The sequence below is a fragment of the Rhodomicrobium lacus genome (assembly GCF_003992725.1).
Lineage (GTDB): Bacteria > Pseudomonadota > Alphaproteobacteria > Rhizobiales > Rhodomicrobiaceae > Rhodomicrobium > Rhodomicrobium lacus.
Genome location: NZ_RZNF01000002.1, coordinates 640,196 through 652,601 on the forward strand (window position 1 = coordinate 640,196; position 12,406 = coordinate 652,601).

At 62.0% G+C, this 12,406-nt stretch carries 17 protein-coding genes; 3 read left to right on the plus strand and 14 right to left on the minus strand.

Features of this window, described 5'->3' with window-relative positions:
* Positions 1-23 precede the first annotated feature (23 nt).
* Positions 24-779, plus strand: coding sequence for an N-formylglutamate amidohydrolase (locus EK416_RS03735; protein ID WP_127076128.1), 756 nt, complete (start codon positions 24-26; stop codon positions 777-779).
* 189 nt (positions 780-968) lie between these two features.
* On the opposite strand, the gene EK416_RS03740 is transcribed toward EK416_RS03735, so the two are convergent.
* The 6 genes from EK416_RS03740 to EK416_RS03765 form a co-directional block, all read right to left on the minus strand.
* Positions 969-1,280: a hypothetical protein gene (locus EK416_RS03740; RefSeq protein ID WP_127076129.1), complete on the minus strand. Its 312-nt coding sequence runs from the start codon at positions 1,278-1,280 to the stop codon at positions 969-971.
* A complete protein-coding gene (locus tag EK416_RS03745; RefSeq protein ID WP_127076130.1) occupies positions 1,277-1,621 on the minus strand; it encodes a hypothetical protein in 345 nt (114 codons plus the stop codon). Before EK416_RS03745 ends, EK416_RS03740 begins: the two co-directional genes overlap by 4 nt.
* Complete coding sequence (locus EK416_RS17840; RefSeq protein WP_210210965.1) at positions 1,618-2,778, minus strand: peptidoglycan-binding protein; 1,161 nt, start codon at positions 2,776-2,778, stop codon at positions 1,618-1,620. Before EK416_RS17840 ends, EK416_RS03745 begins: the two co-directional genes overlap by 4 nt.
* A 73-nt stretch (positions 2,779-2,851) precedes the next feature.
* The gene (locus EK416_RS03755; RefSeq protein WP_127076131.1) at positions 2,852-3,142 is read right to left on the minus strand and encodes a hypothetical protein; all 291 of its coding nucleotides are present in this window, start codon (positions 3,140-3,142) and stop codon (positions 2,852-2,854) included.
* Positions 3,143-3,242: 100 nt separating this feature from the next.
* Positions 3,243-4,286, minus strand: coding sequence for a phage late control D family protein (locus tag EK416_RS03760; RefSeq protein WP_127076132.1), 1,044 nt, complete (start codon positions 4,284-4,286; stop codon positions 3,243-3,245).
* 4 nt (positions 4,287-4,290) lie between these two features.
* Positions 4,291-4,512, minus strand: coding sequence for a tail protein X (locus EK416_RS03765; RefSeq protein WP_127076133.1), 222 nt, complete (start codon positions 4,510-4,512; stop codon positions 4,291-4,293).
* A gap of 124 nt (positions 4,513-4,636) precedes the next feature.
* Between EK416_RS03765 and EK416_RS03770 the strand changes: the two genes are divergently transcribed.
* Positions 4,637-4,849: a BrnT family toxin gene (locus EK416_RS03770; RefSeq protein WP_245433925.1), complete on the plus strand. Its 213-nt coding sequence runs from the start codon at positions 4,637-4,639 to the stop codon at positions 4,847-4,849.
* The gene (locus EK416_RS03775) at positions 4,809-5,057 is read left to right on the plus strand and encodes a BrnA antitoxin family protein (protein WP_127076135.1); all 249 of its coding nucleotides are present in this window, start codon (positions 4,809-4,811) and stop codon (positions 5,055-5,057) included. Before EK416_RS03770 ends, EK416_RS03775 begins: the two co-directional genes overlap by 41 nt.
* A 37-nt stretch (positions 5,058-5,094) precedes the next feature.
* Here the strand turns inward: EK416_RS03775 and EK416_RS03780 are convergent, their stop codons facing one another.
* From EK416_RS03780 to EK416_RS03815, 8 genes are all read right to left on the minus strand, one after another.
* Positions 5,095-5,586 (minus strand): phage tail protein, encoded by a 492-nt coding sequence (locus EK416_RS03780; protein ID WP_127076136.1) that lies wholly within the window; start codon positions 5,584-5,586, stop codon positions 5,095-5,097.
* A gap of 12 nt (positions 5,587-5,598) precedes the next feature.
* Entirely contained in the window at positions 5,599-8,058 is a 2,460-nt protein-coding gene (locus EK416_RS03785; protein WP_127076137.1) for a phage tail tape measure protein, read from the minus strand.
* A 119-nt stretch (positions 8,059-8,177) separates the two neighbouring features.
* Positions 8,178-8,471, minus strand: a complete 294-nt coding sequence (locus tag EK416_RS03790; RefSeq protein WP_127076138.1) for a phage tail assembly protein — start codon at positions 8,469-8,471, stop codon at positions 8,178-8,180.
* Between the two features lie 3 nt (positions 8,472-8,474).
* Positions 8,475-9,005, minus strand: coding sequence for a phage major tail tube protein (locus EK416_RS03795; protein WP_127076139.1), 531 nt, complete (start codon positions 9,003-9,005; stop codon positions 8,475-8,477).
* Between the two features lie 29 nt (positions 9,006-9,034).
* Positions 9,035-10,297, minus strand: a complete 1,263-nt coding sequence (locus EK416_RS03800; RefSeq protein WP_127076140.1) for a phage tail sheath protein — start codon at positions 10,295-10,297, stop codon at positions 9,035-9,037.
* Between the two features lie 116 nt (positions 10,298-10,413).
* Positions 10,414-10,785, minus strand: coding sequence for a hypothetical protein (locus tag EK416_RS03805; protein ID WP_127076141.1), 372 nt, complete (start codon positions 10,783-10,785; stop codon positions 10,414-10,416).
* A gap of 1 nt (position 10,786) precedes the next feature.
* A complete protein-coding gene (locus EK416_RS03810) occupies positions 10,787-12,208 on the minus strand; it encodes a hypothetical protein (protein WP_127076142.1) in 1,422 nt (473 codons plus the stop codon).
* Positions 12,180-12,398 carry a hypothetical protein gene (locus EK416_RS03815; RefSeq protein ID WP_127076143.1) on the minus strand — a complete coding sequence of 73 codons (219 nt, stop codon included), beginning with the start codon at positions 12,396-12,398 and terminating at the stop codon, positions 12,180-12,182. The genes EK416_RS03810 and EK416_RS03815 overlap by 29 nt, the downstream gene beginning before the upstream one ends.
* Positions 12,399-12,406 lie beyond the last annotated feature (8 nt).

Consider the following 12,406-nt stretch of genomic DNA (forward strand, 5'->3'; position numbering starts at 1 on the left):
TTTAATTGGAAGATACACCCCTAATGACGAGCCTGATCGTACATATCCCACACGCTTCAACCGTAATACCGGTTGAAGCGAGAAAGAGTTTTTTGCTGCCCGAAGACGAATTGCGGCGCGAACTCTTAATGATGACTGACGCTTATACAGACGAGCTGTTTTTGTGCCCTTCGTCCGTGCAGGTTGTTGCGCCAGTCAGCAGACTGGTTGTTGACGTCGAGCGCTTTAGAGAAGACGCGAAAGAATTGATGTCGTCGCGCGGTATGGGCGCGATCTACGAAGTCACCGCCCATAAAGGGAAATTGCGCGCGCCATTGCGCCTTGAAGATAAGGAAGTGTGGCTCCGACAATGGTACGATCCGCACCATGAAGTTTTGACCAATGCGGTTCGGCACTCGCTCGACCAATACGGTCGCGCGCTGATCATCGACGCTCACAGTTTCCCGTCACGGCCTTTGCCTTACGAGATTGATCAGGGAGCGGCTAGACCGGACATATGTCTGGGAACTGATTCCTTCCATACCCCGAGTCGGCTTATCGATCTTGCCGTTCGCTATTTTGCGAATATTGGACTTGAAACAGAGATCAACCGACCATTCGCGGGGTCGATGGTGCCGGCGCCTTATTACTCGATCGAACCGGCTGTATCATCGCTCATGATCGAAGTTAATCGGCGCTTGTATATGAATGAGGACACTGGTTCAAAGAACGCGAGGTTCAGCAGCATCCAGAGATCAATCGAAAATTTCCTCAACGACCTAAGTGTCTTCTCTGTTTAAAAATTCAAAAAATTGGCAGTGTCTCAGATGTCTCTTAGGCCATTCCGCCGTGAACAAAAATCAAGCGCGGGCGAAATTTGAACAGATAAAAGCGAGACACCGTCTAATCGAGACATGCAGAGACGGGGCGACTCCCGAGAAGAATATCGCTGCAGTTTTCGATCCCATGCCATTAAAGAAGCGGCAGCGCTAACGCTGCCACCATCCCTTCCTGCCCCCCTCGATGATGCGGTCAAGCCGATCAGCGAGGCGATTGATCGCCTCGGTAATCTTGCTTTCGACGGATTGCAGCATTTCATCCGTCGCAAACCGTTTTGTCGCCTCGATCTTGAAATCGGAGAGTTGCCCGGCGACGGCGTCTGCTCTCGCCTTCGCCTCCGACGCCTCCTTCTGCGCAGCCTCGGCCCGATGTCGCGTGACAGCATAGCTCGCCGCGATCGAGCCGATGATCGTGGCGAGCGTGATGATGATGTCCAGCGACAGATTTATGCCCTGTGTCACCGCTGCGGCCTCACTTTCGGCGCCTGAGGGCACGAGGCGGGCCGCTTCTCCAGATCGCGCACCTTCTGCTCGAGCGCTGCGACCTCGCTCTGCGGCCTGATCGTGTAGGTCTCATAGGCGTACCAGCCGCCCAGGCCGGTCACGATCCCCGCGAGCACCATGCGCCCCTCGAAGCTCTTCGAGAGGTCCACGACGATTTCGAGCAAGCCGCGGATGAGCGCGAGGGCGAACTTTGCCGCCGGCTCCAGAAAGTTTGCGATGCCCGCCGAAAGTAGATCGAACACGCCTCCGAGGCCCCACGCGGTGAGGCGCCGGAGAAACCACGCAAAGATCACGTTCACTGCACCGTCTCCTCAGTGTAAGGACCTTGATAGTCGCCGTGCTGATAGTCCTTCGCGCGCCGCTGGCGCGCGATCTCAGCCACGATGGCAACGGCGATTGCGAGCACGATCAGAGCGATCCATGCGTGCCCTTTCGCCCAGTCGCCGAGGCCGGAGAGTTGCGATGCGACGCCTTGCGTCTGGCCGATCAGGTCGGGCACGGTCGAGCCGGTGCCGATCGTGACGCCAAACAGGCCCGCGATATACACGACGAAGTTCCGAACCGCGCGCAGCGCCCGCGTGATCCAGTCTCCCGATGCCTCGAGCTGCCTCGGTGTTGCCTTGGCGCGGCTTTCCGGCACGATCTTCTGAGCCGTCTCGAGCAGCGGCTCATAGGTCTTGCGCCACTTGCCGTCGACCGGAGAGAGGCCGTTGCGCCGCTGGAACGCCGCGACCGCATCGGCCGTGTTCTCGCCATACCAGCCGTCGATCGCGCCGGCCTGATAGCCGAGCGCGCGCAACTTGCGTTGCACCTCGCGCACGCCTTCGCCGCGGTCGCCGGGTTCGTAGAGCACCGGATCGCCGCTGGCGTCAGCAGCGAGCGCGAAATCGGCCTCCGGAATAGTGACATGCCCATCCTCGACGAGCATCAGGATGACGGCCGCGGCGCCGACCTGAATGTCCCAAACATCGCGGCGGAAATCTTTGTCTTTGACGTACTTCCCGCGCTGCTGATGATTGGTCGAGCCCCAGACATACGGGCTGTTGATGCCATGCATGATGTAGCCTGGGCCATTGAACATCTCGATGCGCCATAGGATCGTCGGGAGCGACCAGTCCTTTTGATTGAGGTAGCCCTGATAGCGCAACGCATCGAGAGCGCCATCTTCAAACGTGCCGAAAGGCCCTCGCCCTTTTGGAATGATCGTCGTGCGCTTGCTGAGAGGCTGCCCGTTGCCGAGATAAGTCTCCCATTTGCAATTGCCCTCGCGGTAGTGCAGGAGGCCAAGAAACCACCACGGAATGCCGGTCTGGTGCTCAAGTGCCTCATATCGAGCGCGCCCAGAAAGGATTTTTTGGGCGACCGAGCGCACGGTCGGACGGCGGTCAGGCGCAATCTGCGCGCTCTTGAATAGATTGATGTAGCCCTTCCGGGACTGCGCTGGTGTGAACACCATGTCGTCTCCCTCCGTAAGAAAAAAGGCCGCCCGTTTCGGAGCGGCCTCGCCTTCACACACTCAACGCTTGCGCTTACTGGACTTGAGACGTGGTTTCCGTGGTCACAGTCTCGGTCGGGGCCGGATCGACAGGGGCCGGATCGGTCACAGTTTCGCTTGCAGCCACGGTGTTGGAGACGATAGCGGCGGCGAGCTTGTCCGTGCTTTCGTCAAGCTTCACGAGCGCGGCCGAGAGACGGTCCTCCGCCGGAGTGCTTTCGTCGGCGAGGTCCTCCTTCAGATCCTCGATGAATTCCAGCACAGAGCCGGTGACGGTCGCATTGCGCTCGATCTTGGCAATAAGCTCTTCGGTGGAAACAGGCATGAAGCCCTCCTTCAGTTGGTTTCGGTTTTCTGGGGTGGAGCGGTTCTCACTGCCTCGCGCTCCGGGGCCGCTCCCAGCCCGGCGAGGATTTCGTGCGGGATTAGCCCGCCTTGCGATTGCGCTGGCGCTTGTCCTTGCCAGCGTCGCCCTGTGGCTGTTTGAGTTCGAGGCTCGTCGTCGCGCCTCCTGATTTCGAGAGGCGATGCGTGACGCCCGCAATGCGATAGGTGCCGTCAACGCCAGGCCGCGCGCCGACGAGCACGAAAGTGCCTTCCGCCTGCGCCATGACGTCGAAATCGATCTCGGCCGAGCCGCCGCCGCTTTCGCGCTCGCTCTCGGCTTTGCGGCCCTTGGCCGTGCCCTCAGCTTCCTTCTCGTCCGATTTTGGATAGGGCACGTTGTTCGAGGCCTCGGGCGCGCCGTCGCCCGCCTCGATCTCGACTTCTTTCGTTTTCCACTTCGCGGATTTGCGATCGAACCAGCGGGCCTTCGCTTTCGTGAAGCGAGGCCGCCCCTGATAGGGCGTGATGTCCCATGAGATGAGGTTTTGCCCCCACGTGCCGGTCACGGTCGGGAGCGCCGCACCGCCGGGCGTCGTGCCGCTCCCACGCTTCGCAAGCACGGCCTTGTCGCCCCTGATCTTGAACGTGCCGCCCAGTTCGTCGGCAAGCCGCCGGCCGAGATGGATGATCGTCTCGCCATCCGCGCTCCAGAAGTCGCGCTGGATCGAGGCGAAGGACGGGTCGACGGTCACGCCGGACAGGCCTGCGCGCTTCGCGGCGTCGCCGAGAAAATCTCGCAACGTCGCCTTGTCCTTATGGAAGCTCTGCGGCTCCTTCACCTTGCCGCGGCTGTCGAAGCCCTTGGCCGAGACATGCAGCATGCGGCCTCCGCCCTTCGATCCCGAAGAGCGCACTTCGTCGACAGTGCCCTCGAATGCCTTCGCGGCGCTGAGATAGATCACGACGCGGCCGCCATGCTTCGGCAGCATCAGCGCGCCGTCGCTATCAGAAAAAGTCAGGCTCGCCGTGTCCGACGCCGTGCCGTCCTTATCGTGCACCTCGATCTCGGTGAGATAGGCGTTCATGCGGCTCGACACGTCGATGCCGTCGACATGCACCGCCCATGCGACTGTCCAGGCCATGACGTCAATCCCAGAGCGATATTGCGGTTTCCGTTGTCGTCGTCGCTTCGGGCTCGTCCGGCAGCGTGACGACGGTGCCGAGCGGCAGTTCCGCGCCCAATGCCGCGAGGCCCGGATTAAGCAGGAGCGCCGCCTCGACGAGGTTCGGCCGCGTGCGCCCATACTTGCGCCAGAGCAACAGGTCGAGGGTTATCCCCTCCCCCCTGATCGTGACAGTTTCGGTCATGGCCGCCCCCTTTTTTGTTACTACAGATATTGACGCGCTCTAATTTTCGTAGTAACGATAATTCATGCAAATCGAGTTCGATCCAGCCAAGCGCCAAGCCACTCTCGAAGCCCGCGGGCTCGACATGGCCGACGCTGGCGAGATATTCGACGGCACGCATCTGACCTTCCCTGATGTTAGATTTCCATACGGGGAAGAGCGGTTCATCACTGTCGGATACCTCGCGGGGCGCATGATCCTGCTCGCATGGACGCTGCGCGGCGAAGCGCGCCGCATTATCAGCATGAGGAAAGCCAATGACCGCGAACAAAGAAAATTCGGCCCAAAACTGGGTTGACCCGGACGAAATCCCCGATCTGACCGGCCCGGAATGGGATGAAGCGTTTAAAAACGCCAAGGTGCAGCGCGGCCGCCCGAAAGCAGCCGCGCCCAAAATCAGCACCACAATCCGGCTGAGCCCCGAAGTGCTCGACCATTTCAAGGCGGGCGGCCCCGGCTGGCAAAGCCGCATCGATGAAGCGCTCCGGAAGGCGGCGGGCCTATAACCCGCCGTCAAAACCCCGCGTGGGCGGGGAACACCCTTCACCGGGGCGGCTGCTGCCGCTGTCGCTTTGGTTCATCCGCGTGGGCGTGAACACGGCAGATCAAAAAAGCGAAAGCAGCATCGAAAGCAATCTCGCGCCCGCATCGCTGCCGGGGCGCCTCGACGCGGACCAGAACGATGTCGTGCTTGATCACCTGCCCGACGCCGTTCGGCCCTAACAATTCGTGGCTTTTGCGCACGCTCTCGATGGCGTGCCAGCCGAGCACCCGGCCGTCGCCGCGCGCCACCATGACGCGCTCGCCGGATCGGCGCAGCCCGTTGAGCGTCTCGATCTCGGTGAGGCCGCCGATCTTGGTCGGGAAGACCTGCCCGCGTATCGAGAATTTCTCATCGCCTTCACCCGTGAATTCCCGCCCGGGCGCGCGCCCGAGCAGGTCTTTCTTGGCGTATTCGGTCGAGCCGTCTTCTTCGACCGAATCGGCGTTGAACGGGAAAACGTCGACCGACACCGGCCCGATCTGGTACAGCATGGCTGCCTTTCTTTAAGCGTAGTCGGCTTGCAGGCCGCGCATGAGCCGCCGCAGCCGTGCCTCAAGCTCGTCGCCGACCTGGTCGGCGATTTCCCGCACGTTCGAGGCGCCGTTGATTGCGATGTTGATCGGGCCGAAGGAGTACCCACCCGAGCCAAAGCGTGGAGCGCCGAGTGAGCGGTTGGGCACGATCGAACCGGAGCGGCCGGGAACGAACAACTCCGGCCCCTTTTCGCCGACTAGATAGGCTTGGCCGCCCAGAACTGGCCCACCGGCCGCGCGCGCCGGAACAGATTGCCCGCCGGTCGCCGGGGCCGATGAGCCCCAACTCGGAAGGCTGATGCTCGGCATCTTGATGCTGCCGATCCAACGAGCAGCGTCTCGCGCGGCGTTGACAGCGGCTGTGAGCCCTTGCACGATCTTCGAGATGCCGCTCGCCGCGAGGTTGACCCCCTCGGCAAGAGCGCCGCCGAACAACACGCCCAGCTCCCGCCATGACGGAATATTGAGCCCGACGCCAGCGTCCAAAATCGCCTGCTTGAGCCCGTCCCATGCCTGGTTCAACTCCGGCGACGGCTTCAGATTATCCCAGAAGCCGGTCTGAAAACCGCTCCCGAAATCCGCGAATGCCTGTTTGATCTGGCTCCAGTTCTGGTAGATCAAGGTGCCCGCCGTCGCCACGGCACCGCCGAGAAGGCTCAGCCTCGCGACGAGGCGCACCACGGGCCAGATCGAGCGCGCCAGCGCGCCGAAGGACGTAAGCGCCGTCGCCGCCCCAGCCGACAGCATCGCCATCGGCCCGAGCGCGGCTGCAACAGCCACCGCGCGCAAGCCCGCCGCGACGCGACCGCTAACAGCGGCCAGTCCCAAAAACCCCTTCCACACTCCAGTTATTGCCGCCGAAAACGGGAATAAAGCGGCAAGCGCCGCGATCTTCATAGCCGCGGCGAACATTCTGACCGCCGCTGCGGCTCCACTCATAGCAAGCCCAAGCGGTCCGAGCACCGCGAGGGCCGCCACGGAATATGCGCCGAAGCGCAGAAGCTCGCGGTTCGATTCTCCCAGCCGGTTGATCCACTGCGCGAGACTTTTGAACGCCTCGGCCATATCCTCAAATACGCCCGATTTTCCTACCGAAACGAAGAAACTTTCAAACGCAGAGATGACCGCATAGACCGGGCCAACGATGCCTTTCAGCATGATCTGCGCGCCCTTGGCGGCGTAGCCCGTGCTATCTTTCGTAATGTCATCGAGCATTTGCCTGACATCGCCTGCGGCCATCGTCATAAGGCGTGCGCCTTGACGAACGTCGAAAATATGAGCGATAGCGCCCGCTACATTCGGGCCAGCCTTCGTATTGATTTCGCGAATAAAGCCTATCAGATCGATTTTCGATCCTGCCGCCGTCAAAGTTTCCGTCAAATGAGTGGCAAGAGCTTCCTTGTCCACAATACTTGATGATCCCATACCCTCCGAAATTATCTTAGTAAGCTCAGTAACCATGCGAGCTTGCGAAGCCTTAAGTTCGGGCTTCTTGAATGCTTCTTCGATCTTGGACATAAGAGGCGTTGCATCGATGCCCGCTCCACGAAGGCCGGAGACGACATCAACCGCCGTTACTTCCCGACCATTTTTGATAAAGTCCCGCAGATTGATGTTAAGACGTTCGAGCATGGCATTCATGCCCGGCGTCCCCTTAATCATTCGAACCATTGCCGAACGGATCGCGACGCCCGCTTCCGAGCCTTTGATGCCGTTGTTGGCCATGATCATGGCGGCGGCGGAAAGTTCGTCCATGCTCATGCCGAGCGCGGTCGCCATGGGCGCCGCATATTTGAACGTCTCGCCCATGAGGCGCACGTCGGTGTTCGACTTGTTCGCCGCATAGGCAATCGTGTCAGCCACTTTCTGCATCGAAGCCGCCGCCTCTTCGACAGTCGACATCGGCATGCGGAACTGGTTGAGCGCGTTGATCGCGATCTCGGCGGCGTTCTTAGGCTCAATATCGCCGTAGATTGCCAGATCCATGGTCGACGACAACGCGCCCATGGCGGCCTTGATGTCCAGGCCACCGCGAAGCAACTCATTCGTCGTCTGCGCAAGCTGAGTAAGACCCTTTGGATAGCGGGTGCTCAAAAGCTTGATGTAGTCTTCTGCGTCCTTCCGTTGCGCGGCAGTCAATTCGCCCAGCGCTTCCATCGTGTTCATGGCCTTCTCGAACTCGAAAGCCTTGAAGAAACCGAAGCCGCCCGCCATAGCGACGGGCGCGACAGCGGAGGACAGTCGCTGAGACGCCTCGCTCATCGACTTCGCCTGAGCGCCGATCTCCTTGCCGATCGCCACAACGCCGACATTGCGGTTGAGCGCTGCCGTCGCCAGCCCGATACCACGCAGAGCTTGCGCGGCGGCCCGCGCAGGGCCGCTCACGCCATCGATCATCCTGATGATGAGGGATGCGGAAAGATTGGCCATGCGAGGGCTCCATCAACTGCGCTTGGATTTGTGGATGCGGGCCGCCTCGGCATGCCAGGCGATCAGCTCGGCGAAATCCATATCGAGGATCTCGCCGAGCGGCGTGTTCAGGAGGTGCGCTACGTCTGCGGCGTAGGTTCGCCAGTGGCGGGCGTGGCCCGCGGCATAAAACCCGCGATCACCTGGGACAAGCTCGCGAAGTCGGCTGCGTCGATCTCCTCGACCAGCTCGACGGGGAGGTTGGTCACAGCCGCCGTGAGCGCGATGCTCGCGGCCAAGTCGCCTTCCGCCGCCCGCACTTTTTCCACCGCCGCGATATCGCGGACCTTCGGGCGGCGGAGATCAATGATCGACACGCCCTTCCCGCTGACCTTCAAAGGATATTGAAGCGTAAACCTTAGATTGTCGGCCATCGCTTAACTTCCCAGCGCAGAGCGTACATCGCTCATCCACGAAACGCCGCCGGAGCGGCCCTCGCGTTCCCAGAAGTCCCAGTAGAAGATCTCGGCACCGTCGAGCAGAAACTCGTAGTGGGAGACCTCTTTCAGCGCGTGGGTGCATCCCGCCAGTTCGCCGGGCGCCGCCTCGTCCGGCTCCCAGTCGGAGATGATGCCGGCGATGATCGCGCGGGCCGGAACCACCAAGCCCGTGCGCTTGTCGCGCCACGCGCCCGCAAACACCCATTTGTTGTACACGCCATTCGAGAAGCCGAACTTCGTGGTGGCGTCGAGATCGATCCCACCCTTGATCGCGAATTTCGGCTCGACCTTCTCGATCTGCGGGAAGGTGAATTCGATCCCGCCCACGCCGCCGCCCGGTTTGTGTTCGGCGGAGACACGCTTGAGCGCGGGCAGCCCCAGCTTCTCGAGCAGCAGCGCTCGGCTCGTGTCGGTTTCGTCCGCGCGGCGCACGTCGACCGCCTCGATGACGTAAAGAGGCAAAACCATGTGGCTTTCCTTTCAGGGTTGAGAGGCGATTAGACCGTGCCGGAAGCGTTCACGCGGGCGGCGATATCGGCCACCAGCGCGTCGACGGCGGCCGCGTAGCGGCGCACCTCGTGCGTGGCGCGGCGGAAGACCGGCGCGGGCTCGATGAAGGGGGAGACGACAAGGCGACCGAGGCGAACTTCTTCCACGCTGTTGCGCGCGGGCAGAAACTTCACGTCATAGCCGAGGATATCGTTCGCCGCCTTGTGATCGCGCAACATGAACTTGATGCTGTTGATCCACGCCTCGACCGTATCGGCCGAGATGAGCTTGCCGAGATACTGGCGCGTGATGCGCATCATCTTCGCAGTGAGATAGTCGGACCCGCGAACCTGATGAAACTGCGCCCACAGATCGCCTTCAGCCGTGCTTTCCGTACCGATATAGACGAAGCCGCCATCTGCGATTGCCGTGTCCACGCCGCTCTCGCCGCGCACCACGATGCCGATGTCGCTCTCGAGCAGCATCTGCCCCTCGGTTGCACCGTCGGTCAGGCTGAACGCGATGTTGCGGCTCGTGCCGACGATGCCGTTCACGGCTTGATTGGCCCACGGGTGGAACGGCTTGCCCTCATGCTCGTGATCGACGCGGACGCCGATACCGAGAATGCGCGGTGCCATCGGCCGCGTGACGACTGTCGCGCCTTCGTAGACGCGTGCGCCGACCCCGACCGGGATGATGCGGTTGCTTTGCGTCGCCTCGCGCCAGGCGAGCGCAGCCGTCCGGCTCTCTGGCGCGTCCACCACAGCGACGCCGAGCAGCGAATTCAGGATCTCCGGCAGCGCTGCGACGACGGGGTTCGCGCTGTTGGCGTCCGGCTGCCACGCGGTGCGCCCGGCCCAGATGAGGCGCGGCGTTGCCCCGACATGCTCCGGCGCCGATTTCAGCGCATAAAGGCCGGTCTGGTTCGCGGCCGAGCCGATGATGTTGGCCGTCGTCTGCTCGAGCTTCGTCTGCGCGTCCGTGGCGGTGCCTTCGGCCACGCGCACGACGGTGATATCGGCGGCCACCTGCAACTCGGCCAGCTGCGCGTTGACGCCCTTCACCGCGTCGGCAAGATAGCCGGTGCCGAGTTTCGCGACGATCGCCGTGTCGCCGCTCGAAAAGCGCACCGGCTCGTCGAGCGGAAAGGTCGCCGGGTCCGCGTCGGGCGACGTTTCCACGAAGCCGAGCTTCGAGAAATCCGCCCCGATGACTGGTACGGCCTCGTCTTCGGGCCGCGTGTTGATGATGCCGAATGACGGTGCCGTCATCGTTTTCTCCATGAAAAAAGCCGCGTCCGATCACGCCTTGCGTGGGTCGGCTCTAAAGGCCGACTCGCGCGAAGCGCAGTCGTGGGCGGCTGGGTGAAGATGGTTTGTTTGGTTCGCTACAAGGTCGCGGCGAGCCTGAAGATGTCGTCGACCTCGACCGCGCTCTTTCCAAGTGCGGTCGCTATCGTGGCGACCATCGGGTCGTCGCGCTCGATCTCGCGGGCGAGCGCGAAATCCTCGCTCGCCTCAGAGTTCGCCGCGAGCGCCTCGTCGAACGCCTCCTTGAGGCCCGCCTGCCGAAGCGCGCGAACCAATTGCAGCGGCGTCACGCTCGACGGCACCGGCTCCGGCACAACAGGCGCCGGCGACGGCGCATTCCCCGCAGCAAGCCAGTCTTGATAGCGCTGCCAGTCCGAATTCGCCTGATCGGCTGGGATCACGGCTCCATCATCACGGCGGACAGCACCGCTATGTGTCAGTGCATACATTTTATAGTTCCGCCGATAATTCAATGATCGCCTTATTATACGCTCCTAATACTCTGTCAGCTGGCGGCCAAATCAAAACTCTATCACTAAATGCCTCCATATTTAGCAAAGTAGGGCTGTCCCAACTCGACGCAGACGTGGAAGCGACGCTGAGCGCCGTGGGTGCCGCCCTCATCTGTATGGGGACAGTTACCACACACCCGCCGAACGGGGCTGCGCCGTTAGATAGTAAATTCGCGGGCACAGTTGAGTAGTACCGCGCCGCCAGCGTTTTCTCTGTTGCAGGGTCGCGCGTTTCCGGAGGTGGCGGGGCGCTGTTGATCCCGACAGCGATGCCCGGCGTGGCGCGGATATCCGCGCGCCCGATCTGGACGTAACCGCTTGCGGCATTGAGCGCTGAGCCGAATTGCAATTGGATTTGCAGCCCGTTGGCAATGTTGACATTTGGAACAAAAGTATAGGAAACGATGCCGCTTGCCCCTGCGGGGATAGTCTGCAAGTTTGTGGGCGGAAGGTTCGCCGTGACCGTCCCAAAATTGTCACGCGCCGAGGCGTAGCCTGTGGCGATCTTTGGTGTGATCGCCGCCGACGTCCCATTATACACTGCAACCTGCACCGTGACCGGTTGCACCGCAAGCGCGTGGGTCAGCAATTGGGCCGATAGATAGCTCTCGATGCGCTGTTGCAGCGTGCAGGCGGTCAACCCCGAGGCGCGGTTGATCCGGAGCGACGCGCCCGCAATCCCGGTATTCCAAACCTGCGACCAAGCAGCCGCAGCGCCACCCGCTGAAATCTGCCAGCCGTCGAGCGTGTAGGCAGTCGCGCCGGCGGCGACCGAACCCGACGTGCCGCGCTGTGCGACGGTAAAACCCCCGTTGCGAAAGGCGTTTACAAACCCGCGAGCGCCAGACGCTATTGCGATGGAGGTGCCCGCCGCGTCCGCTTTCGCGGCTAGCGCGGCGTTGGTGGCCGCTGCGTCCGCCTTGAGTAGGAGCGCCTCCGCCAAATCCGCAGACGCAGCTTTTGTCGCAACGAGGGTATTCAGCGCCGACAAGGCGGCGCTCGTCGCCTCCGCGTCCGCTTTTGCCAGCAAAGCAGCGCCAAGCCCCGTCACTGTGCCCATCGGCACGCTGCCGCTGATCAGTGCCGCAATAACGTCCTCGGCCTCGCGCACGTCGCTCTGAAGCTGCGATATAGTCGCGGTGAGTGCAGCGAGTTGCGGCTCGACATTGGCCGAGATCACCTCGAGCGCCTGCCCGGTGCCGAGGTTGATCAGCGCCTCGAAATCGGCCCGGATCGCCTCGGCCGCGCGCAAGCGTGTGCCGACCGAAGGCAGCACCGCGTTCCACAGCGCCAGCGTGAGCTTGGTGTCGATATCGAGGATACGATAGTCGTTATCGGCGCTCGGCAGAGAGGATGACATCGGCTCCGTGCTCCGTCACGATCTGGTTGAGGGCAGCCCCGCTGACGAAAATGTCGCCGCGAGGAATGAGCGGCACAGTGCCACCCAGCTTGATCAGGCGAGACAGCGATATCTGGTATGTCGCAGCCGCTTCATAAGGCGCAGGCGCGCCGTCTCCGGCCGCCGAAGCGGCCTGAGTGCTCTCTGGCATGGGTTTCT

Bases quoted from the DNA above. Each gene is read 5' to 3' on its own strand.
- EK416_RS03815 (WP_127076143.1), bottom strand. From the start codon at position 12,398: ATGCCAGAGAGCACTCAGGCCGCTTCGGCGGCCGGAGACGGCGCGCCT.
- EK416_RS03790 (WP_127076138.1), bottom strand. From the start codon at position 8,471: ATGGCCGACAATCTAAGGTTTACGCTTCAATATCCTTTGAAGGTCAGC.
- EK416_RS17840 (WP_210210965.1), bottom strand. From the start codon at position 2,778: ATGGTGTTCACACCAGCGCAGTCCCGGAAGGGCTACATCAATCTATTC.
- EK416_RS03780 (WP_127076136.1), bottom strand. From the start codon at position 5,586: ATGCTGTACCAGATCGGGCCGGTGTCGGTCGACGTTTTCCCGTTCAAC.
- EK416_RS03805 (WP_127076141.1), bottom strand. From the start codon at position 10,785: ATGTATGCACTGACACATAGCGGTGCTGTCCGCCGTGATGATGGAGCC.
- EK416_RS03765 (WP_127076133.1), bottom strand. From the start codon at position 4,512: ATGACCGAAACTGTCACGATCAGGGGGGAGGGGATAACCCTCGACCTG.
- EK416_RS03735 (WP_127076128.1), top strand. From the start codon at position 24: ATGACGAGCCTGATCGTACATATCCCACACGCTTCAACCGTAATACCG.
- EK416_RS03755 (WP_127076131.1), bottom strand. From the start codon at position 3,142: ATGCCTGTTTCCACCGAAGAGCTTATTGCCAAGATCGAGCGCAATGCG.
- EK416_RS03785 (WP_127076137.1), bottom strand. From the start codon at position 8,058: ATGGCCAATCTTTCCGCATCCCTCATCATCAGGATGATCGATGGCGTG.
- EK416_RS03800 (WP_127076140.1), bottom strand. From the start codon at position 10,297: ATGACGGCACCGTCATTCGGCATCATCAACACGCGGCCCGAAGACGAG.
- EK416_RS03810 (WP_127076142.1), bottom strand. From the start codon at position 12,208: ATGTCATCCTCTCTGCCGAGCGCCGATAACGACTATCGTATCCTCGAT.
- EK416_RS03760 (WP_127076132.1), bottom strand. From the start codon at position 4,286: ATGGCCTGGACAGTCGCATGGGCGGTGCATGTCGACGGCATCGACGTG.
- EK416_RS03795 (WP_127076139.1), bottom strand. From the start codon at position 9,005: ATGGTTTTGCCTCTTTACGTCATCGAGGCGGTCGACGTGCGCCGCGCG.
- EK416_RS03775 (WP_127076135.1), top strand. From the start codon at position 4,809: ATGACCGCGAACAAAGAAAATTCGGCCCAAAACTGGGTTGACCCGGAC.
- EK416_RS03770 (WP_245433925.1), top strand. From the start codon at position 4,637: ATGGCCGACGCTGGCGAGATATTCGACGGCACGCATCTGACCTTCCCT.